Origin of the sequence: Ahniella affigens (assembly GCF_003015185.1) — a bacterium.
Taxonomy (GTDB): Bacteria; Pseudomonadota; Gammaproteobacteria; order Xanthomonadales; family Ahniellaceae; genus Ahniella; species Ahniella affigens.
Window position 1 is genome coordinate 4,364,249 of sequence record NZ_CP027860.1, and the last position, 26,088, is coordinate 4,390,336.

Annotated in this window: 17 protein-coding genes and 2 tRNA genes; 4 read left to right on the top strand and 15 right to left on the bottom strand. The window is 58.1% G+C overall.

Going from position 1 to position 26,088, the window contains the following annotated elements; translation table 11 throughout:
- Window positions 1–122: 122 nt before the first annotated feature.
- On the top strand, window positions 123–611 hold the full coding sequence (locus C7S18_RS16855; RefSeq protein ID WP_106892672.1) for a hypothetical protein: 489 nt from the start codon (window positions 123–125) through the stop codon (window positions 609–611).
- Between the two features lie 299 nt (window positions 612–910).
- On the opposite strand, the gene C7S18_RS24245 is transcribed toward C7S18_RS16855, so the two are convergent.
- Together C7S18_RS24245 and C7S18_RS16865 are read right to left on the bottom strand one after the other, a co-directional pair.
- Window positions 911–1,396 (bottom strand): AAC(3) family N-acetyltransferase, encoded by a 486-nt coding sequence (locus C7S18_RS24245; protein ID WP_146151968.1) that lies wholly within the window; start codon window positions 1,394–1,396, stop codon window positions 911–913.
- A gap of 20 nt (window positions 1,397–1,416) precedes the next feature.
- On the bottom strand, window positions 1,417–3,282 hold the full coding sequence (locus C7S18_RS16865; RefSeq protein ID WP_206207917.1) for an RHS repeat-associated core domain-containing protein: 1,866 nt from the start codon (window positions 3,280–3,282) through the stop codon (window positions 1,417–1,419).
- 1,034 nt (window positions 3,283–4,316) lie between these two features.
- On the opposite strand from C7S18_RS16865, the gene C7S18_RS16870 reads away from it, so the two are divergent.
- Both C7S18_RS16870 and C7S18_RS24545 read left to right on the top strand, forming a co-directional pair.
- Window positions 4,317–6,056 (top strand): hypothetical protein, encoded by a 1,740-nt coding sequence (locus C7S18_RS16870; protein WP_146151970.1) that lies wholly within the window; start codon window positions 4,317–4,319, stop codon window positions 6,054–6,056.
- Window positions 6,057–6,282: 226 nt separating this feature from the next.
- Window positions 6,283–6,429, top strand: coding sequence for a hypothetical protein (locus tag C7S18_RS24545; protein ID WP_170113319.1), 147 nt, complete (start codon window positions 6,283–6,285; stop codon window positions 6,427–6,429).
- A gap of 465 nt (window positions 6,430–6,894) precedes the next feature.
- Here the strand turns inward: C7S18_RS24545 and C7S18_RS24250 are convergent, their stop codons facing one another.
- From C7S18_RS24250 to C7S18_RS16900, 6 genes are all read right to left on the bottom strand, one after another.
- Window positions 6,895–7,977, bottom strand: a complete 1,083-nt coding sequence (locus tag C7S18_RS24250) for a hypothetical protein (protein WP_146151971.1) — start codon at window positions 7,975–7,977, stop codon at window positions 6,895–6,897.
- Between the two features lie 384 nt (window positions 7,978–8,361).
- Window positions 8,362–10,548: a catalase/peroxidase HPI gene (gene katG, locus C7S18_RS16880; protein ID WP_206208046.1), complete on the bottom strand. Its 2,187-nt coding sequence runs from the start codon at window positions 10,546–10,548 to the stop codon at window positions 8,362–8,364.
- Window positions 10,549–10,746: 198 nt separating this feature from the next.
- The gene (locus C7S18_RS16885; RefSeq protein WP_106892678.1) at window positions 10,747–11,658 is read right to left on the bottom strand and encodes a LysR substrate-binding domain-containing protein; all 912 of its coding nucleotides are present in this window, start codon (window positions 11,656–11,658) and stop codon (window positions 10,747–10,749) included.
- A 120-nt stretch (window positions 11,659–11,778) separates the two neighbouring features.
- Window positions 11,779–13,356, bottom strand: coding sequence for an alkyl hydroperoxide reductase subunit F (gene ahpF / locus C7S18_RS16890; RefSeq protein ID WP_106892679.1), 1,578 nt, complete (start codon window positions 13,354–13,356; stop codon window positions 11,779–11,781).
- Between the two features lie 265 nt (window positions 13,357–13,621).
- Window positions 13,622–14,185 carry an alkyl hydroperoxide reductase subunit C gene (gene ahpC / locus C7S18_RS16895; RefSeq protein ID WP_106892680.1) on the bottom strand — a complete coding sequence of 188 codons (564 nt, stop codon included), beginning with the start codon at window positions 14,183–14,185 and terminating at the stop codon, window positions 13,622–13,624.
- A gap of 363 nt (window positions 14,186–14,548) precedes the next feature.
- Complete coding sequence (locus C7S18_RS16900; protein ID WP_106892681.1) at window positions 14,549–15,640, bottom strand: cyanophycinase; 1,092 nt, start codon at window positions 15,638–15,640, stop codon at window positions 14,549–14,551.
- A gap of 169 nt (window positions 15,641–15,809) precedes the next feature.
- Here C7S18_RS16900 and C7S18_RS16905 point away from each other — a divergent pair, with 169 nt between their 5' ends.
- Window positions 15,810–18,587, top strand: coding sequence for a TonB-dependent receptor plug domain-containing protein (locus C7S18_RS16905; RefSeq protein WP_106892682.1), 2,778 nt, complete (start codon window positions 15,810–15,812; stop codon window positions 18,585–18,587).
- A 143-nt stretch (window positions 18,588–18,730) separates the two neighbouring features.
- Here the strand turns inward: C7S18_RS16905 and C7S18_RS16910 are convergent, their stop codons facing one another.
- The 7 genes from C7S18_RS16910 to clpX all read right to left on the bottom strand — a co-directional run bounded on the left by C7S18_RS16910 (window position 18,731) and on the right by clpX (window position 26,016).
- Window positions 18,731–19,138: a cupin domain-containing protein gene (locus C7S18_RS16910; protein ID WP_106892683.1), complete on the bottom strand. Its 408-nt coding sequence runs from the start codon at window positions 19,136–19,138 to the stop codon at window positions 18,731–18,733.
- Window positions 19,139–19,371: 233 nt separating this feature from the next.
- The gene (locus C7S18_RS16915; protein ID WP_106892684.1) at window positions 19,372–21,306 is read right to left on the bottom strand and encodes a SurA N-terminal domain-containing protein; all 1,935 of its coding nucleotides are present in this window, start codon (window positions 21,304–21,306) and stop codon (window positions 19,372–19,374) included.
- A 90-nt stretch (window positions 21,307–21,396) separates the two neighbouring features.
- Window positions 21,397–21,473: transfer RNA gene (locus C7S18_RS16920), tRNA-Asp, on the bottom strand.
- 9 nt (window positions 21,474–21,482) lie between these two features.
- Window positions 21,483–21,557 (bottom strand) — tRNA-Val (locus C7S18_RS16925).
- A 17-nt stretch (window positions 21,558–21,574) separates the two neighbouring features.
- Window positions 21,575–21,847, bottom strand: a complete 273-nt coding sequence (locus C7S18_RS16930) for an HU family DNA-binding protein (RefSeq protein WP_106892685.1) — start codon at window positions 21,845–21,847, stop codon at window positions 21,575–21,577.
- Between the two features lie 178 nt (window positions 21,848–22,025).
- The gene (gene lon / locus C7S18_RS16935) at window positions 22,026–24,464 is read right to left on the bottom strand and encodes an endopeptidase La (RefSeq protein ID WP_106892686.1); all 2,439 of its coding nucleotides are present in this window, start codon (window positions 24,462–24,464) and stop codon (window positions 22,026–22,028) included.
- A gap of 274 nt (window positions 24,465–24,738) precedes the next feature.
- Complete coding sequence (gene clpX / locus C7S18_RS16940) at window positions 24,739–26,016, bottom strand: ATP-dependent Clp protease ATP-binding subunit ClpX (RefSeq protein WP_106892687.1); 1,278 nt, start codon at window positions 26,014–26,016, stop codon at window positions 24,739–24,741.
- Window positions 26,017–26,088 lie beyond the last annotated feature (72 nt).

Sequence of the window (26,088 nt, forward strand, 5' to 3'; positions counted from 1 at the left end):
CAGCGCGCATCTGCGGAACAAGTAGTCGGAAACCGGCGCGCCAGAACCATCGCAACCATCGGGGGACTTTGTCCCCCTTCTTATGGACAACACGCTATGACGCCAGTGCCGACGAGGCTACGATGCAAGCTTGGTCGGGGCGTGAAAATCGTGCGATGCCAAAATGGGAAAACAGGCCCAATCCTCAAAAAATCGTACGCTGCCAATTTGGCACGAAATGCGATGGCAGTGAGGTGCGCTACAATCCGGAACTGCTGCATCGTCTGTCGATGATGTGCAACGAGGACATCAAGAGCCGGATCAGTTACTCCAAACAGATCCTGCCACTGCATGATGCCGACCTCATCGCCTTCATCATCGCCGAACTCGCTGCGGTTGGCTTAGGCGCCAACACCTTCGACGAGGCCGCCTTGCAGGTCATCGCCCGCGCCGTTCAAGGCAACCTACGACTCTGCCGCAACCTCGCCCAAGCCAGCCTCATCGCCGCCTGCCTCGATCACCAACGCATCGTCACCGTCAACCACGTCAATAACGCCTTTCTTCAACCACACTGGCGATCGCACGAGGCGTTAATCAAGCAACAGGTCAAACCTGAACCCAGGCGGAGCTGACCGGGCGCGTCATAGACCGAAGAGCTACCTAACGCCAGCGCGCATCTGCGGAACAAGTAGTCGAACACTGGCGCGTCAAGACCATCGCAACCATCGGGGGACTTTGTCCCCCTTCTTATGGACAACACGCTATGACGCCAGTGCCGACGAGGCTACGATGCAAGCTTGGTCGGGGCGTGAAAATCGTGCGATGCCAAAATGGGAAAACAGGCCCAATCCTCAAAAAATCGTACGCTGCCAATTTGGCACGAAATGCGATGGGAGTGAGGCACGCTACAGATACACTTGATAAAGGACACTCAGGAATGTCTTGATTGTTGGGAGTCCTTCATTGCGTGTTTGGCTGCCTCAACCCATACAGGTCGACGAGGCAGTGCATTACCGCATAGAGGGCAGCCAACAACTCTTCTATTCCACGCTCTGTCGAATGCAGCTTCTGGATCTGGCGTACCGAAATACAGAGCAGGTTCTGCCGCAAGCGCAATGAGACCTGCCCATCCACAATGCTTGCAGGTGTCCCTTTCCACATGAACCCGAATCCACTCGGAATCATATTTGTAGAGTATTACTGCCCCCCACTTTTTTAGCCTCCCCCTCCTATCGAGGCCGAAACAGAACTCGTTCTGATGGGAGGCGACGAACTCCAATTCATGAGCGCCCGACGCAACGAAGGATGGCGAGATATCTCTATCCAGAAAGGGCATTCCTGCTCTCACAATCTCCCAAGCGTCGGATTCAAGCACGTATACCTTGGCACAATCAATTTCTAGTTCTTTATGACCCATACTGGCAATCACCTTCAAATCTAAAGTTGCCCGGGAAGCTTCACTCGACTCAATCTATTTGTGCCACCGATGATAACGTATTCGCTCTCCCCAGCGCCTTCAAGAGTCTGTTTGAGCAGCTCCGATCGAGGAACCAGGCCCCCAAACACATTGCCATCCTTAGCGTACGTCGCTGCCACCTGTGGGTCAGTCGTAACGGACATCAAAGTCCTCGGAATACCGTACTCACGCTGAAGCTCAGTTCCTTTCGATGAATGCGCCTCTATGTAGGCACGATCGCTTCCCATAGCCTCAATCCACTGTTGGTGCAGTGCCTGTGCTGTTGCATAGGCATCATCGATATCACCTCCATTTTCTAGAAGCGACCTGATTGCTGCGTCACTCATTAAGTGCCCAGTCTCGTCAAAAACTTGAATTTCCGTGCCCCTGTTTGTCCCGCGATAGACATAGACATAATCCCCGCCATCTGGCGACGATGTAGGCTCCACCACTGTTGCAGCGAGACCAGATTGGCTGTCACCAGTACCGCTTAGTTTTGCTGATGTACCTACTTCCGGAAAATCCCCACTCTTCGGCATATACGGCGGCATCATCTCGTTCTCAACAGCACCGATGCTGCGAAGGCTGCTTGCCATCGATCCAACTTCTTCAGTTGCGGCTGCAGTGATTCTTGCGATGCCAACAGCACCGCCCCTGATCAGAGACGCGGCTCCGGTGGCGCCTGACACAACATCGAGTTCGACGCCCATCCTGATCCGGGTAGCCGTCCGATAGTCACCCTCCGCTTGCGCAATGCTTGCTTGCGCCATTCGGCGTCCGATGTTCTCGCCGATCGCATCGATCGGGTGGTTTGCCAAGAAGCGATGCATTGCGTAGGAGCGATCCTCAAGTTTCGCATCGCCTCCTGTATCGACGAGTCCGAGAGTCTGGTACTTGACTTGTGCGCTATGCACTTCGGCTCCAAGCTCTAGCGTTGCTGTAAAGGATTCGGTTGCGAAGTGTTGTATCGCATCCGCTTTCCCGGCGTTCTCCAACATATTTCGCTCAATCAGCGCGTCTACCTGCTTGATTTCGCTCGGATCCGAGAGTTGGTTTCGAGACTGCAAGAGGGTGCAGGCAACACTGTCGCAACCCTTGCGTCCATCCGGATCCACAAACACCACCGGATTCCCATTCGCATACAAATACTTGTTCAGCGTAATCGGCCGACCGGTATCGCCCGTCCACGGATCCATCGCCCCAAACCCACCAATCAGCGGGTCATAGAACCGCGCGCCGGCGTAGTACAGGCCGAGGTCTTCGTCCTTCTGGTAGCCGGTGAAGCCGATGGTTTGGTTGTCGTTCTTCAGCAACGCCGCCTGACCCGTCTGATTTGGGTCCTGGCTTTGATTGCCGGAGTTGATTGGCGCGGTGCTTTGGCCCTGTGCGGTCTGTTGGATCGTGTTGCCCCACGCATCCACGGTGTTGCTGACAATGGCTTGGCCACTCGCGTCGGTCAGGATCAGCGGGGTGCCGAGGGCATCGAGTTGGTAGAAGCGGATGGTCGGTGTATCGGTACCGTTGGGCCCGAACGACACATGCCGGTCCAGCTTGGCGCTGTTGCGGTAGGTGTCGGTGATGATCAGGCCTTGGCTGTTGCTGGTGCCGCCGGAACCGGGTTTGGCTTCGTGCAGCAGGGTTTGGCCGTCATAGAGGCTGACGGTGGCTTGGGCATTGGCTTGAACGGGGTTGCCATTGAGCCAAGGCGTTTCGATGCGGGCGATCTTGCGATCTTCGGCGTCGTAGACGAACTCGACGGTCGGGATGTTGGTGAGGTTCGGTGCTTCGGGTTCGGCTTTGATCAGGCGATCGCGGGCATCGAAGCGGTAGAACGTGCGGCTGACCAAGGTATTGCCGGGGCCACGGGTGACGGTACGTTGCGTGCGGTTGCCGTTGAGGTCGTAGCCATACACCACGCGCAATTGCGTCACGCTGTCGGTGACGGTTTCCAGCTGATCGCGGGGGCTGTAGGTGTAGATCTTGCTGTTGAGCGCTTGGTTCGTCTGGGTATTCGTGACGACTTCGGTCAGGCGGTTGCCGACCCGGTCCAACGTCCAGACCGTTCGCGTGTTCGGGGTTTGTGGATTCGCTGGCGTATACGTAACTTCCGCAGACGTCAGGCGGTCGTCACTGTCGAAACCATAGTGCGTGTCGACCGTGCGCGTCGAACCTAATCATGTCACGAAGAGGCGCCCCACGCTGCGAAACCCCCGTTCGGCGCGATGGGCTGCGTCTATTGCGCCATACGGACCGATAGCTCTTGTTACGGGACAAACTATGTTCTTGACCTTGTGCGCGAAAACCTAAGATACCTTCCAGAACATACAGGGCATCCATGATGATGATGGTAGAAGCGATGCGTTTCACAATAGACGCCATTGTTTGGATCACACGCGTCGTCTGAAATTAGGGCGGTTCCTTCTATGACGAATTCAGGGAGACTGGCAAGCAATGCGGGCAGATCATCCCACCCCCGACCTGATTACAACTGAACGAGCTCACCTAACATAACTGGCGGCGACATCAGTCGATACGCTTCAAGGAATCGAATCCCCATCTCCCGAGCGAAGTGCTCAGCGTATTTTCGGACAGCGTCCTTTTCTACTCTTGCGTAGACGTCAAAACTTGCCGGATCATCTAACACTGTTGTCACACTTTCCCCTATTGCTCAATTTTCACGTAGGCTTCAGCCGCCCAGAGGCCCTTCATGCTCGGAGAAGCAATCCGCAGCTCCTATTCCCAGCAAGAAGCCCTCAGCGAGAGGAGGTGGCAGTTCGCAGAGGATCGTGCCCCCCAGAGAAGCATGCTAAGATCAACGCGCAGCACTTCAAGGCACAAGCCGTCGAATTGACCAGCTGCTGTCAGGGAATTTGGGGGAAGAATGCACCGTGGTGACGCAGTTTCCGTAAATGCTGATTCGATCAATATATCTGAGCAAGAATTGGCGCCAATTGGAATCTCCAACGCGTCAATCTGCTGGGCGCGTTGGCTACCCGATCGACGACTGGAAGCGGCAGGTACTCAGCAATACAGCCACTTGATCGTCTCACCGTTTGACATTACCTCATGGCCGGCGCTTTTCAATATTCGGCTCGTTCTAGATGATCGATCAGGGTCCCTCCAACGTGCACTCGCAGTTCTCTTAAATTGCAACCTAAACGTTCTCAGCATTGAAGGAACTCAAGCCGGACACCGGCATGCCGCGATAAATATTATTGGCGAAGCCATTGAACTGAAATCCTCACCGGCGATCTCAAGATTTGCGAACGGGGTCCTGGATGAAAATCGAACCTTTCTAAACTCCGATACTCGGGAGCACGTTCACCAGCACTTCGCGCCAATGATGTTGCTGTTCGCGGACGAGCTGAAGGCCAAACTCTACGCCGGGCATGGTAAAGAGCACTTCTTAAGAACATCCTACGACTTTTCCACGGCAGGCAAGAGCGATCAAGTTCGCGGGACGCTCTATGATCCCGCTGAATTACCAGAGAATGTGCGCGACTTAGGATTTCGGCACGCTCCACATGCAGTTAAGTGTGAGTGGATGCAGAGCCATGCGTTCTTTTGGCTTTACGGTAAGGGCGACCCGAGCCAGCGTATTATGCATTTCGATGCGAACCAACGTTCGCTGCGGCCGGACGAAGACTGGCTGCAAGAATTTCGAAGTCAGGTCGAGAGCATTAAACCGCCATTCAGTACCGTTGCGACGATCAACTTTCTGGAGCAGTACCTGCGCGTAGCATTTTCACAGGCTGATCGACTCGGCAGCACTTACATTATGAAGACGCCCTATTCAGCCACCTATCAGACTCGTGATAGTACAAAGGGATTGCTGTGTTCGGTAGTGTCGGAGATATCAGAGAGCAAGATAGGCATTCGAAGCGTTCAGATGTCAACTCAAGCAAAGGGCACGAGCTCTGAAGAGGGGACATTCACGTTTCTTGCGGACGCGAGAGTCATACCAGGGACATCGTCCACCAGAGTAGAGGCACTTAACGAACTTGCCGAAAGAGGCTTTGATGCGGCAACTTCAAGACTCCACCAACAAGGGTGTGAACTACAGCGAAAGCCATTCAGCATAGATCGCTTTGGGTCAAGAACGCTATTCTTGTCAGTCAACTTCGATTGGATGTTAAAGAGCAGGACTGATCTGCTTGGCCAAATTAAGCGCCTTGCCATTGAGTTCGGATTTGTTCTGGTTCTCGCCCACGACGACCATGTCCCGCCGTTCCTCGCTCCGCTCTGGAAACCCAGAGCGAGAATTACAGAGAATATTCTCGGCTTGATCAGCGCGTGCGACGGCTTTTTGCAAATTCTCTCTGCAAACGTTTCGCCAAGCGCCAGACAAACGTCGCCCGAGACGCCGGCAAGCGCAGGCTGGCTGCTCTTCGAGTCCGGTGCGGCCAATGCCCTTCAGAAGCCATGTGAAGTTTGCTTCGACAGTTCAGTAAAGTGGGACGAAGGCCAATTTAACGAACGCCTAGGTACAGAAGCCGGTCGCGTAGTGACTATGTTCGACGGCAATAGTAGTGACAAGGACGTTACAAATTCGATCCGGAATGCCGTTGCTAGAATACACAAGCAATGTGTCGAGAGAAGCACAAAGTCCGCAAAACCGTAAGCCTTCTGCGAATCGACAGCGGATGCCCCGCGACTGCGATGTAAATTGCTTCCAATTGAAGATTCAAGAGACGCTATGAGCAGCCTTAGTGGACAGGCACCACATTCGGACGCCAGAGCGGACAAGCAACAATGTTCCATCCGGACGAATTGCACGCTAGCCCGCACCGCTTCTTGCTCATTGCGCCATCTGCGTTGCTCAGGCTGCTCTCGCGCCGGCGCGCCGGATGTGCGGCCGCCTGGATCGCTATGAGCGCTATTCGATGATGATCAACTCCCTGAGCCGGGACAACAATTCGGCGCATGATCGCATGCATCTGATTGAGCTCACCGTTGCCGATGCTTTGTCGGGCCACGGCAACTATTACGGCTAAGTCCAGACTGTACGCGTGTTCTGCGTTTTTGGATTCGCGGGCGTGTAGGTGACGTCCGTCGACGTCAACCGGTCATCCCAATCGAAGCGATAGTGGATGTGCACCGTTCGCGCGGGTTGACCCGAGAGGGCGATTTCGGTGCGGGTTTCGTTAACTCAAACAGTCTCTCGTGCAATGCCACTGCCTCTGTCAGACCTGTCTCAAGGATGAACAGTGGCGCGGGCTTTGCACGTTCTCCGGGTGTCCGCCAGCGTGCCCATCCCGACCGGCTTTCCGCGGAACCCGTGATCAGTATCGCGTGGAATCACTGACCGCCATCGCGTGGATTTGCTGACCGACATGCGTGAAATGTGCACCAATTGCCGCCCGAACGAAATAGGTGCACTCTTCAGTGCGCAAGGATCGGTGATGTGGCGTTGGGAACTGCCAAATCGCTCGAAGCGTTCCTACTGCGTGACTGCAAGTTCAATCCCATTGGCAAGTGGGACTAAAGAGCGTCTGGCTGGTGGTCTCTCCTGTCTCGAAACTCGATTTCATCAGGAGATCGGCGGGAGGCAGCTGAGCTGGACCCTTCATTGAAACCGTAAGATCGATCACACCACTGGTCAGCGGCCCTTGTGCATTCCCGCAACGTTGATCGAAACTTGCTAGCAATCGCGTTGGTATCTGGTCGAATGAATCAAACGAGACATCTGACACATTGAACCCTCCAACCAATGTGTTGCAACCTGAGCCGTTGTAAGAGAAGTCAAGTCCCGGCGCCGTTGCCGCCTGAAACGGAAAACGCGTCGCATTGGGATAGTTGCCAACACCGAATACTTGTCCTTCAATCGGCGCGAAATCGAGAGACCAAAACCCACTTGGGTCTCCAGGCAGTGGCCCGTTGTAGTCCATGCTAGGCCCCGCTTCAAAGTTCCTGATTGGCCTGAGCGTTTGGCGGCTCAATGCGATGTTCGCAACACCGCCTGGCGCACTCCCTCCAATCGCGCCTGCCGCAGCTGAAAACTGAAGGCTGCCGGACGAGTTGGCAACCGGTTCGCGGAAGCCCCCTGTGGTAGGAACCGTTGAGTTGAACCTGACTTTTCCAGACACTGCCTCTCCGTAAGACTCGCATTGAATTGCGAAGTCGACAGCCAAAGCTGTTACCGTCCCAGACTGGTTCGTGGCAAGCTCACGAATCTGATACCGTCCGAACACACTGCTACACCCGGAGCCACCGAAAGCGAAGTCCAACCCGGGACGCGTCTGGCTAGAGAACCGTAAAGTTCGCTCGTAGCAACCAACTGCGAGGGGCGTCGACCCAATCGGATCGATGCTTAAGCTCCAGAACGGCGACGCGCCTGTTGGCTCTGACACATTGAGCCCACTGGTTAGATTGCCTGTCACGCGAATTGCGCCGGTCGCGTAGGATAAATTCTGATTCGTTCCAACAGGGAACGCTCCTGTGTCGGGCTGAACCACAAGCGCATCCTGCGCGGCTACGGCTGATGAGATCAGGCTGCCTGCTGCGAACGCAAATGCCAGCAAGTCGGTCGTGTAACGCTTCATGAGGGGTCTCCAATGACACGACCCCAATAGTAATGGGCAATTTCGTCACCAGACGCAAGTCCCAAGCAATAAAAGAGCACTGTTTTGCGCGGATGTTAAAGATCATCCGGAAGCGGCGCAGACCTCGCACTTGTGGTGCGAGTTCGCCCACGATTGGCAGACATCGCGTGACTAGCCGAAGTGTCTCGGATTGTCGACACGCGAAATTGCTGAGCCCATCGCAACCCTTTGGCTGCCACGCATGAGAACTGCTACAAACAGGTGGAGTTGGGTATTGAATGCGGTTTTCAGCCGATTTCCACCTCTAGCGCCCGCACCGAGTCCGGGCAAGTGCCGGACTCGGTGGAGGGCTGAGTGTGAAGTATGGATTGACTCGGACCCTGCTCAAGACTTCAGGTCAAACCGATCGAGATTCATCACCTTGGTCCACGCAGCGGCGAAATCCTCTGCGAATTTCTCGCGGGCGTCGCTGGCGGCGTATACCTCGGCGATCGCACGCAGTTCAGAGTTCGATCCGAAGATCAGATCAACAGGTGTGGCGGTCCACTTTACCGCTCCGGTGTTGCGGTCCACCCCCTCGTACAGGCCTTCTGCATCGTTCGATTTGCGCCATGCCGTGCTCATGTCCAGCAGGTTAATAAAGTAGTCGTTGCTCAAGGTGCCGACATCTTTCGTGAACTGACCATGTTTGCTCCCGCCTGCGTTCGCACCGAGGCTTCTGAGACCACCAACGAGCACGGTCATTTCGGGCACCGTTAGCGTCAGCAGATTCGCGCGGTCCACTAGTTCTTCAGCTGGCGACAGGCGGGCGTCGGCGCTGTAGTAGTTGCGGAAGCCATCGGCTTTGGGTTCGAGGAAGGCGACTGATTGCACGTCGGTCTGCTCGGCGCTCGCATCCATGCGACCTGGCTTGAAGGGCAAGTTGACGTTGACACCGCCCTGCTTTGCGGCCTGTTCAATCGCGGCATTGCCAGCAAGCACGATGAGATCTGCGAGCGAAATCTTCTTGCCGCCCATCGCGCTGCGATTAAAGTCCTGTTGGACCGCTGCAAGTTTGCTTAGTACTGTTTCAAGCTGTGCGGGATCGTTGACTGGCCAGTCCTCTTGTGGCGCCAGGCGAACGCGGGCGCCATTTGCGCCACCGCGCATGTCGGTGCCACGGAACGTGGCAGCCGACGCCCAAGCCGTGCGCACCAAGTCCGCATGACTCAGACCTGCTGCGAGCACTTTGCTCTTCAGCGCGGCAACGTCTGCTTCATTCACCAGCGGGTGATTGACGGCGGGAATCGGGTCTTGCCAGACCTGTGTTTCGGTCGGCACCGCGTTGCCGAGATAGCGGGAGCGTGGGCCAAGATCGCGATGCGTCAGCTTGAACCACGCCTTCGCAAACGCGAGTTCGAATGCTTTGGGATCGTCCAGAAAGCGCTTGGTGATCTTCTGATATTCGGGATCTTCGCGTAGCGCCAGGTCGGTGGTAAACATGATCGGCGCGTGCCGTAGACTGGGATCGTGCGCGTCGGGCACGATTTTCAGCTGATCGGCGTTCTTCGGCACCCACTGCGTGGCGCCTGCGGGGCTTTTGGTCTTGACCCATTCAAAGGCGTACAAGTTGCTCAGATATTGCGTGGTCCACTGCGTTGGGCTAGACGTCCAGGCACCCTCCAGGCCGCTCGTGATCGTATCGGCACCATGACCCTTACCGCACTTGTTGGTCCAACCAAAGCCCTGCGCTTCGACCTTACCGGCACCAGGCTCCGGGCCTACACAGCCCTCAGGTTTGCGCGCACCATGAGCTTTGCCGAACGTGTGACCACCAGCGATCAGCGCAACAGTCTCTTCGTCGTTCATTGCCATGCGGCCGAACGTCTCGCGAATGTCCATGGCCGCGAGCAGCGGATCAGGGTTGCCATTCGGACCTTCGGGATTCACGTAGATCAGCCCCATCTGCACGGCAGCGAGTGGTTTCGCGAGTTTGCGATCGCCACTAAAGCGCTTGTCTTCGAGCATCTTCACTTCGGGGCCCCAATAGACGAGATCTGGCTCCCAGTCGTCGGTGCGGCCACCGGCAAAACCGAAGGTCTTGAAGCCCATCGACTCCAATGCGACGTTGCCCGTCAGCACCATCAGATCGGCCCAGGAAATCTTCTGGCCGTATTTCTGTTTGATCGGCCACAGCAGGCGTCGCGCCTTGTCTAGGTTCGCGTTGTCCGGCCAACTGTTTAATGGATCAAAGCGCATTTGACCACCACCGGCACCACCGCGACCGTCCATCGTCCGATACGTGCCGGCGCTATGCCAGGCCATGCGAATGAAGAATGGGCCGTAGTGGCCGTAGTCGGCGGGCCACCAGGGTTGCGATGTCGTCATCGCTTTGCGGATGTCGGCCTTGACGGCCTCCAGATCAAGCGTCGCGAATTCCTTCGCGTAATCGAAGTCTGGGTCGAGCGGATTCGACTCTGCGCCATGCGCACGTAGTGGCGCTAGGTTTAACTGTTCCGGCCACCAGAACTGGTTGTCGTGGGGTTTGGATTCGGTCGCGGCCTGCGCTAGCGGCGCGATCGCGCTGAGCATCAACGCACACAAAGCAGCGAGCGGTTTGGCTTTTACGTCACGTTTCATGGGGGCCTCCCGTAGTGGATCGCCCCTGAAACTTATTCGGGTAGTGCTGGGTGGAGAAGTTGAATTCTCCGAACGCCGCCATCGACGGTGTCAATGGCGCAGCGCGTCATGCGCTATGGATGTCGTTGCCGCGTGGTGCGCTCCCGAGACTCAACCGATGGCGCGCACACCTGTTGGAAGATGCTGCCTCAACACGTCTGCAAGCATTTGTAGTTCCTGATGCCGGGCGTGGCCTTTGCGCCAGACCAAACCGATGCGGCGCGACTCGCCCTGCGCCAACGGCCGCACGATCAACATGTCGGCATCATTCGTTCGTACCGCCAATGCTGGCAATAGCGTGAGGCCAAGACCGGCGCCTACCAGTTGGCGGAGTGTTTCAAGGCTGGTTGCGCGGCAGTCGGCTATGTCGTCGCGTGCGGACTCGGCGATACCACAGGCCTGCAAGGCTTGACCGCGCAGACAATGCCCCTCAGTCAGCAACAGCAGTTTCTGATCGGCAAGCAGTTCGGCAGGCACCTTGTCGCGCGTCGCAAAGGCATGATCCTTGGGTGCGGCCACAAAGAACGGTTCATCGAACAGTGGCACCTCAAACAGGCCGCGGTCATCGGCGGATGCGGGCAGCGCGAGCAACGCAGCATCGATCAGTTGCTCATCGAATCGAAGCAACAGCTGCCCCGTCATCTCCTCGCGTACGATCAGCTGCAGCTTCGGATAGGCCTCGCGCACGGCGGTTAACGCCGACGGCAGATAGTAAGGCGCGAGGCTCGGGATGATGCCGAGATTCAATGCCCCTTCGAGCGGGCCACTGCGCAGACGGGTCAGGTGCAGAATGTCGTCGGCTTCGGCGAGCAAACGACGGGCGCGCTCGACGATCTGCTGACCGATTGGCGTCAACGTGGGCACGCGCGGCTCGCGGTCGATCAGCGTTTGCCCGAGGTAGTCCTCCAGCTTTCGAAGCTGCGCCGACAACGTTGGTTGGGTAACGTGGCAGGCTTCGGCCGCGCGGCCAAAGTGCTGGAAGTCGGCGAGCGCCACCAGGTATCGAAGTTCACGCAGAGTCATGGGTTATTCACCAGAACGAATCCAGACACAATGCGATTGATTGCGAGAAATTACAAGGGCGCCGTGCCCGGTTTGGGCACAGCGCAGGTTGCGGACGACGTCGTTGGCGGATATCGAGGATCAGGCGGCCTGTTTTGCAGGCTCTGGGACCGCCATGCGGATCAGGTGATCGAAGGCCGACAACGCGGCTTTAGAACCCTCGCCCATCGCGATGACGATCTGCTTGTATGGCGTCGTCGTCACATCGCCCGCCGCAAACACGCCGGGCAGTGACGTGGCGCCCTTGGCGTCGACGACAATTTCGCCGCGATTGGTGAGCTCCAACGCGCCCTTCAGCCAATCGGAATTCGGCAGCAGACCGATTTGGACAAAGATGCCTTCCAGATCGATCGTGCGCAGATCGTTGGTGCCGCGGTCCTTGTAGACGAGGCCGGTCACGCGCTGGCCATCGCCCTTCACTTCGGTGGTCTGCGCCGACACGATGACGCGCACGTTGGACAAACTGCGGAGCTTTCGCTGCAACACCGCGTCTGCGCGGAGCTGACCGTCGAACTCGATCAGCGTCACGTGACTGACGATGCCCGCAAGATCAATCGCCGCTTCCACGCCGGAGTTGCCGCCGCCAATGACCGCAACGCGCTTACCTTTGAATAGCGGACCATCGCAGTGCGGGCAATAGGCCACGCCTTTGTTGCGGTACTCGGCTTCGCCCGGCACGTTCATCTGCCGCCAGCGGGCGCCGGTTGCGATGATCACCGTCTTCGAGCTCAGGCTTGCGCCGCTGGCGAGCTGGATCGTGACGAGGTCATTGGCGACGCTGAGTTTCTCCGCGCGCTGCAGCTTCATCACGTCGACATCGTAATGACCGACATGGTTTTCCAATGCCGCGACCAGTTTGGGACCTTCGGTTTCGGGAACCGAGATCAGGTTCTCGATGCCCATGGTGTCCATGACTTGACCGCCGAAGCGCTCGGCAACCAAGCCGGTGCGAATCCCTTTGCGCGCAGCATAGACCGCCGCCGCAGCGCCCGCTGGGCCGCCGCCGACGATCAGCACGTCGAAGGGGTCTTTCTGCTTGAGCGTCTCGGCGTCGCGCGCTGCAGCGCCGGTGTCGAGTTTCGCGACGATTTCTTCGATGCTCATGCGACCGACTGCGAACAACTCGCCATTCAGGAACACGCTCGGCACGGACATGACTTGGCGCGCTTCGACTTCGTGCTGGAACGCCCCACCTTCGATCGCGACATGGTCGATATTCGGATTCAGAACGGCCATCAGGTTCAGTGCCTGAACCACATCCGGGCAGTTCTGACACGACAGCGAGAAGAAGCTCTCGAAACGAAGCGGGCCAGGCAGTTGCTTGATCGCTTCGATCGTTTCGGCCGATACCTTGGGTGGATACCCGCCAGCCTGCAGCAGCGCCAGTACGAGCGAGGTGAACTCGTGGCCCAGCGGGATACCGGCGAAGCGAAGTTTGATGTCGTGCCCAGGGCTGCCAACCGCGAACGACGGCACGCGCAGACTGGGGTCGTGCTGCTCTTGCACGGTGATCATCGCTGAAGCTTCCGCGATTTCGGCAAGCAGGGTTCGAAGTTCATGGGACGCGGCGCTCTCATCGACATTGGCGAGAAGCACCAGCGGCCGGGTCAGGCGCTCGAGATAGCTTTTCAGCGCGTCTTTCAGGTCTTGTTCCAACATGATTGGCTCCGCGAATTGGGAATGCTTGGTGTTGAGGACTCTGTACCGAGTCACAGTTAGAGTCAGAGTTAGAGTCAGAGTCAGAGTCAGAGCGGGTCAGTATGTGTCCGCACCGATGCAGCAGCTCGCTGCGTGGTAACGCAGCACGAATTGACACAGCTCAGGCTATGCGGTGTTGTACTGGGCGCCATGGCGGACACGATTGGTCCGCCACGGACCGTGTTGCTTGAGTCAGCACGACTGCTGACTCGCGTCGCGCGCTTGATCAGATCTTGCCGACCAGATCCAGCGAAGGCTTCAGCGTCTTCTCGCCTTCTTTCCACTTGGCCGGGCACACTTCGCCTGGGTGCGAGGCGACAAACTGTGCAGCCTTCAGCTTACGCAGGGTTTCGCCCGTGTCACGCGCAATCGCGTTGTCATGGATTTCGAGCGTCTTGATCACGCCTTCCGGGTTGACAATGAACGTGCCGCGCAAGGCCAGACCTTCGGCGTCGATATGGACGCCAAATGCGCGGGACAGCGTGTGAGTTGGGTCACCGACCAGCGGGAACTTGGCCTTGCCAACGGCTGGCGAGGTTTCGTGCCACACCTTGTGCGAGAAGTGCGTATCGGTCGTGACAATATAGACCTCGGCATTGGCTTTCTGAAACTCGCCGTAATTGTTGGCCGCATCTTCGACTTCGGTCGGGCAGTTGAACGTAAACGCGGCCGGCATGAATACGATGACCGACCACTTGCCCTTCATGCTCGCATCCGACACTTCCACAAACTTGCCGTTGTGGAACGCGGTGGTTTTGAACGATGGGATGCTGGTGTTAATCAGAGACATTGCATTTCCTTGTAATGGATGGGAAGGATTAAAGGGGAACCGACACTATAGGGAGTCGGTTCTGGGTTTGGAAATTGAGATTGACCATCTGCACCATCGTTGGTGTCTATCATCGACACGCGTTGCAGATGTCTTGACTGGTCGCAGTGAATGGCGACAGGCGGCATGAATTCAAGACGGCACAATGGTGTGCGTCGCGTAGGCGTCATGATTGACTGCTCTACGAAACATCCGACTGGGTTCAGAGGCGATACGCGCAATGGCTCCGGCCCCGAATCAAGCAACGGACTGCTTGAATCGGTGGCCTTGAGTCTGGATCAGTTCTATGCCATGGCCAGCCGAAGCAACGTTGCTAGGCGCGGGCTATGGCTCAGAAGCCGGCTTCGACGCCGGCCGAGCGTTCCAGTCGGTATGTTGCAGCTGCCCGGCTTCCACGTGTACGCGCCAATGCGCCATGACGTCGGCGCGGTGATGACTCTTGAAGTCGAACTGACTGGCAGGGCCAAGGGCGGTCACTTGTACGTCAGCAATGTCGAGTGGCTTGCCTGGCGCCAACGTCGTAGCTGAAGCGGTCGGCTCAACCAGCCACACGTTGCCGTCGGCGCCGCTCAGGACGGTGGCCTTGCCGTCGCCGTCAACAGCGAGCGCCGTTGCTTCGTCAATGCCAATTCCGAACAACGCGGGTTCATGCTGGTCTGCGCGCAAGCGCGCAATCCAGCCGATCAAGCGACCCAGTCGATCCCTTTGCATGAAGTGGCTGTCGGTGATGACATGATGGAGATGCGGTAGTTTGAGGAATTCGTTGATCAACGTGTTGCCAGGCCCCAGCGGATCGGCCAATGTTTCAGGCGCTGTGATACTGCCGCCATCCAACGCGCCATAGACCCAAGCCCCTTGAATGGCGAGCCCGGCGCTCGTGCCACCGAGCGGGCGGCCTGCGGCGACATGCGCATTGATGGCGTCTTGAATCGGCGTGCCACGCCAGAAGTTGACGTAGTTGGCCTGATCGCCTCCGGCAATGAAAATCACATCGGCGTGTTTGATGATGTCGAGCACGACTGGGTTTTCACTGGCCTCGCGGGCGCTGAACACCAGCGTGTCGACCGCCGCGATTCCGCCGATCTCGTCCAGAAAGAACGGGTTCAGATCGCCCTCACCAGACGCTCGGAGTACCACCAGGTGCCCATGGCCACCGCGCGCAAACAACCAATTGAAGGCAGCCTTAAAGTAATCGCCACCGCCCATCATCAGGATGCCGGGTTGCACCGGCGTGCGTGCAACCGATCCTTGCTTGACGGATCGATAGAGCGCATAGCCCGGACCCGAGGTCTGATCGATGGCGGTCGGGACGCTATCTGCGACGGTTTCGACGGCGACCGGGGCAGTATCGGCGATGGCGACCGTCGACGACGTGGCGAACAACAACAGGGCCAGGCAAACAAGCGTTCGCATCATGCGTGCTCCGAGGGGAATCGGTCGATCGTGTCGGGATTGATGCCGGTTTGGCAAGTGCGGGCACTTAGTCGAACGTCCAATTGTGAAGAATCGGTGCGGGGCAGATGCTTGAGGGTCATTCTTGCTTACGCTCGCCCATTCCGTACGCGATTACACCAAGGAGTGTTCCATGCGCAGTAAACCGCTCGCCATAGCCCTGAGCGCCGCGCTTGCCAGCATGTGCTGGCAGGCCGCTTTTGCTGAGTCCCAGACCACCGACGCCGACGTTTCAGAATCGGAGCTGGCAACGATCGAGGTCACCGGTTCGCGCATTCCGCGTGCGCAGATCGAAGGGCCGGCCCCGATTACGACGATCGACTCGGAAGAGATCAAGGCAAGCGGATTCACGAGTGTTCCGGATGTGCTGCGCTCGCTGACCCAGAATGGCGGTGCCACGCAGAGTCAGCAGGATTTTGGTGCGGGCGACTTCTCGCCGGGTGCGCAGCAGGTTGATCTTCGCGGTCTCGGTCCGAATCACACGTTGGTGCTCGTCAACGGGCGGCGTATCGCCGACTTTCCGCTGCCGTTCAACGGCCGCAGCAATTTCACCGATATCTCGAATATTCCGATCGGCATGATCGATCGGGTTGAGGTGCTGACTGGCAGTGCCTCGGCTGTGTACGGCTCCGACGCGATTTCCGGTGTCGTTAATTTCATTCTGAAGAAAGAGGTCGAGGGCACGTTCCTGGATGTCCGCTACGGCACCACCGAAGCCGGCGGCGGCGAATCGCTGCATGCCAACATTGCTACGGGCTTTACGCATGGTGCGTTGAACGCAGTGGTTGGTGTCGAGTTGATCGATCAGCGCCCGCTCTGGGCCTATGATCGCGAAATTCAGGACTCTACGGCTGACGGCCCAACCACCAATTCCCGTTTAGCCCGTCGTGCGTATTTGCGCACCGATTGGTTCGATGACTATATCGACCCAGGCGAGGACACCTGCGCGGCGCTTGCCGATCAGAATGGCGGCACCACCGGATATTTTGAGCGACCGAGGTTCGGTTTCTATTGCGGCAGTCAGGAGTCGATCGGGTACGGCACGATTCTGAGTGAGCGCAAAGGTCTGAACGCTTATGGCAGCTTTACGCTGCCGCTTGATCAGGTGGAGCTGTTTGCCGATGTGCAGGCCGGCCATCACAAGGTGTCGTTGTTCAATGACGTGCAATCCTGGTCCTATCAAGCGCCTGATGGGAATGAGGAGGGCTATTTCTACAATCAGGCGACCGAGCAAGTGGAGTACTGGCAGCGCCAGTTCAGCCCGGAGGAAATGGGCGGGCTCGACAATGGCCAGGTCAAGACCACCCAGAAGACGTTTGGACTGGTCGTTGGCGCGAAGGGCACCTTTGGCGAGATGTGGGAATACGAGGCTTCGCTCAGCCATTCGCAGTACAAGGCGGTAATCGAGTGGCCGCAAATCGTGGCGAGCCTTGCCAACAGCCTGTTCCTGGGGCCTGCGCTTGGGATCAACGAGGAATGGGGCTACGAGACGTTCAATGCCGATCCTGATCGGCTGTACACCCCGCTGACGCCGGCAGAATATGCGGCGATCTCGGACTACACGGTCTATCACCCGGAATCCGAGACGCAAACGGCCTCGTTCACGGTCACCAACCCCGCTTTGTTCGCCATGCCGGCCGGTGAGGCCGGGTTTGCGGGCATCGTCGAGGTGGGTCATCAGCGCTACGATCTGAAGCCAGATGCACGGGCGACGGAATATTACTTCTACAGCTGGAAAGACTCGGACGGCTCAGGCAGCCGAAATCGCTGGGCCACCGCAGGCGAGCTGCGCATGCCGCTGCTGGAGGGCTTGGATTTGAGCGTGGCAGGTCGTTACGACCAATATCGCTTCTCCGGTCGCAATGTGGGCAAAGCCACTTACAGCGCCGGCCTGGAGTGGCGCCCGCTCGATACGCTGCTCGTTCGCGCCTCCTATGGCACCGGCTTCCGGGCCCCCGACCTTCACTACGTCTATGCCGGCATCGGCAACGACGAAACGTCCGGCACGGACTATTACCGCTGCCGAACCGAGGAGCCCGATTCTGACCTGGGCGATTGCTCTTACTCCGATGAAGGCCTGATCCGCACGCGCGAAGGCAACCGCGATCTGGACCCGGAGACCAGCAAGTCCTGGTCGGCGGGCTTGGTCTTCTCGCCGATGGACAACCTCGATTTATCCGTTGACTATTTCGACATCGACATGCGCGATCAAGTGCAGGATTTGCGTGTCGACAACGTGCTGCAGGACGAGGCCAACTGCCGATTGGGGCAGACGCCTACCGGGCAGGCGGTGGATCCGAATTCGCCCAGTTGTCTCGACGCGATTGCCCGCGTCACGCGCAATGCGCAAGGCGAGCTGTACGGCATCTATGTCAACCCGATCAATGTCGCCCGTGAAACGACATCGGGTGTCGACCTGGCGGCCAACAGCAGCTTCGACACTCAAATCGGCACCATCACCGTGCGCGCTGGCTACACCTGGGTCGACACGCACGATTTCCAGCAGTACACCGGTGATCCGGTGGAGGACGAGTTTGCGGTCAACAGCGGCTTTTATATTCCCAAGACCAAGGCCAATCTGACGGTCGGCTGGAGCAACACCAATTGGTCCACGACCTTGCATGGGCAGCGGCTTGGGCGGATCGCGAGCTTTGACTCGTGGGCGTTCCAGGATATCGAGCCTGACAGCGGCGTGGATCCCTGGGTGGACGCAACCTACCTCTACAACGCCACGGTGGGCTATGCGTTCAATGAGCGCGCCAAGCTGACGCTGACCATCGACAATCTGACCGACGAGATGCCGCCACGCGATCCGACGCATGGTTCGTACCCGTACTACAACATGAGCTGGTTTGATTCCGTGGGTCGGAGCTATTTCGTGCAGTTCGCTTACCAGTTCGGCGGTCAGTAGGCGTCAGGCCTTGCATTACCGCTCCAGAGCCCGGGCGTCGTCCGGGCTCTGGAAGCGCGAATTCGGCGTTCTTCGGATCGCTGGGCCGCATCAGGATCGTCCGCGCCGGAGCAATGTGATCACGCTGCCCCGGGCCGGCTCGGTCAAAGCACTTTCGGATGTCGCGGACGATGTTCGGTTCCGGCACCCGGGGTGAGAAACAGAAGCGTGCAGTCGGCCGTGGCATCGGCGCTGTGCCAGATTCCCTGAGGCACCACCAAGAAGTCTCCGGGCGCGGCGAGTGTGCATCGCTGAAGCCCGTCCGGCTGCTCCAGTATCAGCGTCACGACACCGCTCAGCAGGCAGACCCATTCATCGCCTGCGGGGTGGCGCTCCCAACTCGTCCAGTTCTCGGAAAATCGAAACGAACTGAGTAAATAGCCGTGGTTCAATTCACCGAGCTGACCCTGTGCGAGTGCCTGCCAGAACGTATCGGTCACGGGAATCGGCGTGAGGCAGCCATCTGGACGCACATGCACGAAAGTGTCGACCACGTGTGTCTTGGCGCGCATCCAGAGTCTCCTGAACCAAGGCCCAGAACTTAACGCAGTGCGGTGACCAACGTCATCACAACGCAGCACCTCGTCGCTGGTCCGACGCGCCGTAGGTGGGACTTTGCAACTCCCGTGCTGCTGGCGCGAGTCTGCCAAGTGAAGCGGCCCAGAACGCACAACGCCCGGACGTGCCGGGCGTTGGGTTGGACTGATGGCGTGCGCAGCGCGGCATGGCGCCGGCCGTCAATCGATCAGAGCTTGGTCTCGTCGATCGTGATCTCGATGCCATCGCGCAATGCCGCGCGGAACGCCTGCGCATCGGTTGAACCGAGTTGACCTTTCAGCGACTCCTTGGTGCTGTCCAGCGTGGCTTGATCCACCGTGGCCACATCGCCTGGCTTGACGGCTGTCAGCACCACCAAACCATACCGACCATCGGCCAATTTGCTGAGCGCCGTGACTGGCTTGTCGGCCGCTGCTGGCTTGGCCAACTTGAAGACTTCTTTGACCATCGAGGCATCATGCGCAACCGACTGCCGACCAACGGCGGTCGCGTCGGCAACAGTGGCGCCAACGCTCGTTGCGATCGCATCGAGGGCTTCGCCAGCCTGCAGGCGCTTGAATGCCGCGTCGGCCTCTTCCTTCGCCTTGGCGTCGGTTTTTTCCTGGGTCAGCTTGACCACAATTTCGGAACGGGCTTCGTCGAGCGTCTTGGCCGATTTCGGCTTGTAGTCGGTCACGCGAACCACAACCATCTGGGTCGGCGAGAGTTCGATCACGTCACTGACAGCGCCTTCTGATTTGCCCGTGTCGCTAAACACGAATTCCTGGACATCCGGATTGCTTGCCACCCCAAATGCCATGCCTTTCGGGAACGCCGGAACCTGCTGGACCGTCCCTTTCACCGCTTTGGCAACCTCATCGAGCGTACCCACGGCAACGGCTGCGGCATCAAGCATGGCGCCTTCGAGATCGGCGAATTCGTCATCCCGGGCCTGCTGAATCGCCTCCTGCTCAAGTTGCGAACGCACCTCTTCAAACGGCTTGATCGCGGCCGGCCGAATCTCGCGCAGTTGAATCAAGTGAAAGCCTTGTGCCGTCTTGACTGGTTCCGACACCTTGCCGACTTCAAGTCCAAACAACGCGTCGATGAACGCTGGTTCAAAGACCTGCATCGGCGAATTCGGATCGGGCCGCTCAATGTAGCCCAGATCGCCGCCCGCTTCTTTCGAGCCGATATCGTCAGAACCCGACTTGGCGACTTCGGCGAAATCCTTGCCACCACGGATTTCAGCGAGCAGCGCGTTCGCCTTGTCTTGTGCCTTCTTGACGTCGTCGGCGCTGGCGGACTCGGCAACCTGCACCAGGATGTGTGACGTCAGACGGCCTTCGACGGTGCCGAAACGGGTCACTTCGCGCTGATAGGTATCGAGCAAGGTTGCTTCGTCCGGCGCGCTCGGCAGCGGCATGTTTGCCTGGTTCAACTCGACATACTCGATGGCCACCGTTTCTTCGTTGTTGAAGTCGGCCTTGTGGCTGTCGAAGTACTTTTTGATCTCGTCTTCCGACACGGCGTCAGCGGCCAACGTGGGCCGATTCAGCAACACATAGCGGAAGTCGCGGGTTTCGTTGTTCAGTGCCAGGTAGCGCTTGGCGTCGGCGTCCGTGATCGAAACGTCGCTGAACACGCGTTGCTCGAGTTGGCTCGTGATCGCGCCCTTGACCAGCAGTTCTTCAAACATCTGCGGCGTGTAGGAGGCGTTGCTCAGGATTTGGGCGTAGACCTCGGGATCGAACTTGTCGCCGAGGAACGCGGCCGGCACGTTCTTCTTGATTTCGTCGCGCAGACGCGTGGCCGATACCGTCATGCCCGCATTTTCGGCGGCCGCAAGCATCAACTCCTCATCGATCAACCGATCGAGCACGTTGCGCTTGAATTCTGGCGTATCGGTCATGCGCGCGTTGTAGCTCTCGCCAAACATCTGCTGCATTTGGTTGCGCTGCTGCTGCAGCCGCGTCCGATACTTGGTCTCGCTGATTTCGAGCTTGCCAACCTTGGCGACCGAGTTATCCACGCTCGCGACGAAGTAACTGTTGATGCCGAAGAACGCAAAGATGACCAGCAACGGCAGCATGATAAGGAAGGCCAACTTGCTTCCTGTTTTGTCGCGAATGTTCTGAAGCATGGCGAACTCGATCCCGGTTGATGAATTTCTGGCTATTGAAAAACTAGTCGTGAAAAAAACAAGGGCGCCTCGCGGCGCCCTTGCTGATATTGGCGGAGTGGACGGGGCTCGAACCCGCGACCCCCGGCGTGACAGGCCGGTATTCTAACCAACTGAACTACCACTCCAAATTTTCTTGGTGGGTGCTGAGGGCATCGAACCCCCGACCCTCGCCTTGTAAGGGCGACGCTCTACCGCTGAGCTAAGCACCCTCTGGCGAAAGAGTCGATTAGTTTACAGCATCCTTCAGCGCTTTACCAGCCTTGAACGCAGGATTTTTTGACGCCTTGATTTTGATCGTGGCGCCGGTCTGCGGATTGCGGCCGGTACGAGCCGAACGCTTACGCACGGCAAACGTGCCAAAGCCAACGATTGCAACGCTGTCGCCCGACTTGAGCGCTTTCTTGACGACCTTGATCATCGCGTCCAGCGCGCGGCCGGCGTCAGCTTTGCTCAGTTCGGCATTGTCGGCGATGTGGCTAATCAACTCACCTTTGTTCATGTGCTACTCCCTCAGGGAATTTTGGTATCCGGAAATTGTATGAATGACGGCGCAAGCGCCCTGCATTCTTTGTCTTGTTGCGCCATACAGAGAGCGTTGACGCAACAGGCGCGACTTTATACCAGTGGAAAATGGGCTGCGCAACCAACTTCAGTCGAAAATGCGAATCCCCGCAAACTCAATGTGCACGCGGGGTTTCGGCAGTCGGGGCGTCCGCGCTTTCAATCTTTGGCACCTCGACTTTTGGCGTTGGTTCAGAGTTGGCCGCAGGACGCATCGCGAAATCCTTCAACGCGATCTCCAGTACCTCATCAATCCAGCGCACCGGCACGATCTTCAACGAGTCGGTGATTGTGGCTGGCACGTCAGCGAGATCCTTTTGATTTTCATCAGGAATCAGCACAGTCTGGATACCGCCGCGCTGGGCTGCGAGCAGCTTTTCCTTGAGTCCACCGATTGGCAAAACGCGACCACGCAGCGTGATCTCGCCCGTCATCGCCACATCCGCGCGCACCGGGACTTTGGTCAGCGCAGAGACCAGCGCCGTGCACATGGCAATGCCTGCACTCGGGCCATCCTTGGGCGTGGCGCCTTCCGGCACGTGGATGTGGATGTCGTATTTCTGGTGGAACTCCGGGTCGATGCCAAAGCGATCGACGCGCGAGCGAACCACCGACAAGGCCGCCTGAATTGATTCCTGCATCACATCACCGAGCTGGCCGGTGTGCGTCAATTTGCCCTTGCCAGGCACCACGGTGGCCTCGATCGACAGCAGATCGCCGCCAACCTGGGTCCACGCCAAGCCGGTCACCAGACCGACCTCGCTTTCGACTTCGGCGCGACCGAAGTTGAACTTGCGCACGCCCAGGAAATCGTCGAGGTTGTTGCTGTCGATGTCGATCTTCGTGGTGCTGCCGGCACTCTCGACCAGCTTCTTGACCGTTTTTCTGGACATCTTCGCGATTTCGCGATTGAGGTTGCGCACACCCGATTCGCGCGTGTAGTAGCGGATCGTGTCGAGCATCGCGTCGTGCGAAATGCTGAGCTCATTCGGTTTCAGGCCAGCACCAGCGACTTCCTTCGGCACCAGGTAGCGCTCGGCAATGGCTAGCTTCTCGTCTTCCGTGTAGCCCGGAATGCGAATGACTTCCATGCGATCCAGAAGCGCAGGTGGGATGTTGAGCGAGTTCGCGGTGGCAATGAACATCACCTCTGACAAGTCGAATTCGACTTCCAGATAGTGGTCATTGAACGTGTGGTTCTGTTCCGGATCGAGCACTTCCAACAAGGCCGCCGACGGATCGCCACGGAAGTCCATCGACATCTTGTCGATCTCATCGAGCATGATCAGCGGATTCTTGACCTTGACCTTGGACAGGTTCTGCACGACCCGACCCGGCATCGAGCCAATGTAGGTGCGGCGATGGCCCCGAATCTCGGCCTCATCGCGCACGCCACCGAGCGCCATGCGCACGAACTTGCGGTTCGTGGCCCTGGCAATGGACTGGCCGAGCGAGGTCTTGCCCACACCGGGCGGGCCGACGAGGCACAGGATCGGGCCCTTCATCTTCTTGACGCGGTTCTGGACGGCGAGATATTCCAGGATGCGCTCTTTGACCTTCTCCAGGCCAAAATGATCGGCATCGAGAATCTTCTGCGCTTCGGCCAGATCGCTGCTGACTTTTGTCCGGCGGCGCCACGGCACATTGACCATCCAGTCAATGTAGTTGCGCACCACCGTTGCTTCGGCCGCCATCGGCGACATTTGCTTCAGCTTGTTGAGCTCGTTCTTGGTTTTGGTTTCGATCGCTTTTGGCATGCCCGCCTTCGCGATCTTGCGCGCGAGATCTTCGATTTCGTTGGGCGCCTCGTCGAGTTCGCCGAGTTCTTTCTGAATGGCCTTCATCTGCTCATTCAGGTAGTACTCGCGCTGACTCTTTTCCATCTGCGATTTGACGCGGCCGCGAATGCGCTTTTCGATCTGCTGCAGGTCGATTTCGCCGCTGACAAAACCGATAAGCAACTCCAGACGCTCATCCAGATTGATCGCTTCGAGCACACGCTGCTTGTCCTGCACGCGAATGCCAAGGTGGGCCGCGATCGTGTCGGCCAGGCGACCCGGATCCTCGATACCAGACAGGGTGGTCATCAGTTCCGGCGGAATCTTGCGATTGAGCTTGATGAACTGCTCGAACAGCGACAGCAGTGATTTGGTGGCCGCCTCAATCTCGCGGCTTGCTGGCCGCGCTTCGTCCTCGACGGAAACCATGTTGGCTGACAGGTAGCCCTGGCCGCCTTCATTGATTGCCCGGAATTGGGCGCGCGCGATTCCCTCGACCAGCACTTTGATCGTGCCGTCCGGGAGTTTGAGCAATTGCAGCACGGTTGCGACCGTACCGACATTGAACAGGTCGCTGCCGGCAGGATCATCAGTGTCGGCGCTCTTCTGCGCAATCAACGCAATTCGCTTGTCGCCGGCCATCGCCGCCTCGAGCGCCCGCATCGATTTTTCCCGACCGACGAAGAGCGGAATCGCCATTTCGGGAAACACGACGACATCGCGCAAAGGCAGCACCGGCAAACGGGCTGGGGACTTCGGGGCATCGGAACTGGTCATGAGCTTGCACTCCTAATGCTTGATCGGCAGCAGCACAGCGATGGCACAACCTGGACCATCGGTGGGCAACAGGCCGGATCAGCAGGTACTGATCGGGCATATTGCCGCACGTGCTTGCCGCTGCCTGAACGGTGATGAGCCGGCGCGGTCACCAGTGCCCGTTTCGGGCAACTGGTGCAAGCCTGCGCGGCTCGCTTGATTGAGTCAAGTGAGGCCGGTCTGAAAAATAAAAAGGGTGCAGCCATGGCTGCACCCTGAATCGACACGGTTTGGCTCAATCGCCCACAGCTTTGGCGGTTGGTTGCGCGTTGCTGTAGATCAAATACGGCTCGGCGGTGCCATTGATGACCGCCTCGTCGACAACGACCTTGCTGACATTCTGCAACGATGGCAGCTCGTACATCGTTTCGAGCAGCACTGATTCGAGAATCGTGCGCAGACCACGGGCACCGGTCTTCCGCTTCAGCGCCTTGCGCGCAATCGCTCGCAGTGCATCTTCACGGAACTCCAGATCGACATTTTCCATATCGAACAAGCGCTTGAACTGCTTGGTGATCGCGTTCTTCGGCTCGGACAGAATCTTGACCAGCGCTTCTTCGTCGAGCTCATCCAGCGTTGCGACCACAGGCAGGCGACCGACAAATTCCGGGATCAGACCAAACTTGATCAGGTCTTCGGGCTCAACCGTCTTCAATACATCGCCGACGCTCTGCTTTTTCGTCTTGGACCGGATCTCGGCCGAAAAGCCGATGCCGGTGGACTCTGAGCGCGCCTGAATGACCTTCTCCAGACCCGCAAACGCGCCACCGCAAATGAACAGGATGTTACGCGTATCGACCTGCAGGAACTCCTGCTGGGGATGCTTGCGCCCGCCCTGCGGCGGCACCGAGGCGACCGTGCCTTCAATCAGCTTCAGGAGCGCCTGTTGCACCCCTTCGCCCGACACATCGCGGGTGATCGACGGGTTCTCGGATTTCCGTGAAATCTTGTCGATTTCATCGATGTAGACAATGCCCGTCTGGGCCTTGTCGACGTCGTAATCGCACTTCTGCAGTAGCTTTTGAATGATGTTCTCGACGTCTTCACCGACATAACCGGCTTCGGTCAACGTCGTCGCGTCGGCGATCGTGAACGGCACATTCAGCATGCGCGCCAGCGTTTCCGCCAGCAGCGTCTTGCCGGACCCGGTTGGACCGATCAGCAAAATATTGCTTTTGGCCAGCTCGACATCGTCGCTCTTGCTGCGCGATTCCAAGCGCTTGTAGTGGTTGTACACCGCCACCGCAAGCACCTTCTTGGCACGCCTCTGACCGACCACATACTGGTCGAGCGTGTCCATGATTTCCCGCGGTTTCGGCAGTTTGCTGCGCGCACCCGTGGCTTTTTCCTCGAGTTCTTCGCGGATGATGTCGTTGCAGAGCTCCACGCATTCATCGCAGATGAACACGGAGGGACCCGCGATCAGCTTACGTACTTCGTGCTGGCTCTTGCCGCAGAAGGAGCAGTAAAGCACCTTGCCCGATTCGCCGCGATTGCTTCGTTCATCCGTCATAGTCGCTCATCCAGACCGCGCCGCAACTGGGCTTTTGGCGCAGAATAACACAGCGGGCCGAAACGGCCCGCG

What these genes read in the sequence shown, in the direction of transcription:
- C7S18_RS24245 (WP_146151968.1), bottom strand. Translation starts at nt 1,396, where the DNA reads ATGGGTCATAAAGAACTAGAAATTGATTGTGCCAAGGTATACGTGCTT.
- C7S18_RS16905 (WP_106892682.1), top strand. Translation starts at nt 15,810, where the DNA reads ATGCGCAGTAAACCGCTCGCCATAGCCCTGAGCGCCGCGCTTGCCAGC.
- C7S18_RS16930 (WP_106892685.1), bottom strand. Translation starts at nt 21,847, where the DNA reads ATGAACAAAGGTGAGTTGATTAGCCACATCGCCGACAATGCCGAACTG.
- C7S18_RS16855 (WP_106892672.1), top strand. Translation starts at nt 123, where the DNA reads ATGCAAGCTTGGTCGGGGCGTGAAAATCGTGCGATGCCAAAATGGGAA.
- katG (WP_206208046.1), bottom strand. Translation starts at nt 10,548, where the DNA reads ATGCTCAGCGCGATCGCGCCGCTAGCGCAGGCCGCGACCGAATCCAAA.
- C7S18_RS16870 (WP_146151970.1), top strand. Translation starts at nt 4,317, where the DNA reads ATGCACCGTGGTGACGCAGTTTCCGTAAATGCTGATTCGATCAATATA.
- C7S18_RS16885 (WP_106892678.1), bottom strand. Translation starts at nt 11,658, where the DNA reads ATGACTCTGCGTGAACTTCGATACCTGGTGGCGCTCGCCGACTTCCAG.
- C7S18_RS24250 (WP_146151971.1), bottom strand. Translation starts at nt 7,977, where the DNA reads ATGAAGCGTTACACGACCGACTTGCTGGCATTTGCGTTCGCAGCAGGC.
- ahpF (WP_106892679.1), bottom strand. Translation starts at nt 13,356, where the DNA reads ATGTTGGAACAAGACCTGAAAGACGCGCTGAAAAGCTATCTCGAGCGC.
- C7S18_RS16915 (WP_106892684.1), bottom strand. Translation starts at nt 21,306, where the DNA reads ATGCTTCAGAACATTCGCGACAAAACAGGAAGCAAGTTGGCCTTCCTT.
- C7S18_RS24545 (WP_170113319.1), top strand. Translation starts at nt 6,283, where the DNA reads ATGTGCGGCCGCCTGGATCGCTATGAGCGCTATTCGATGATGATCAAC.
- lon (WP_106892686.1), bottom strand. Translation starts at nt 24,464, where the DNA reads ATGACCAGTTCCGATGCCCCGAAGTCCCCAGCCCGTTTGCCGGTGCTG.
- ahpC (WP_106892680.1), bottom strand. Translation starts at nt 14,185, where the DNA reads ATGTCTCTGATTAACACCAGCATCCCATCGTTCAAAACCACCGCGTTC.
- C7S18_RS16910 (WP_106892683.1), bottom strand. Translation starts at nt 19,138, where the DNA reads ATGCGCGCCAAGACACACGTGGTCGACACTTTCGTGCATGTGCGTCCA.
- clpX (WP_106892687.1), bottom strand. Translation starts at nt 26,016, where the DNA reads ATGACGGATGAACGAAGCAATCGCGGCGAATCGGGCAAGGTGCTTTAC.
- C7S18_RS16900 (WP_106892681.1), bottom strand. Translation starts at nt 15,640, where the DNA reads ATGATGCGAACGCTTGTTTGCCTGGCCCTGTTGTTGTTCGCCACGTCG.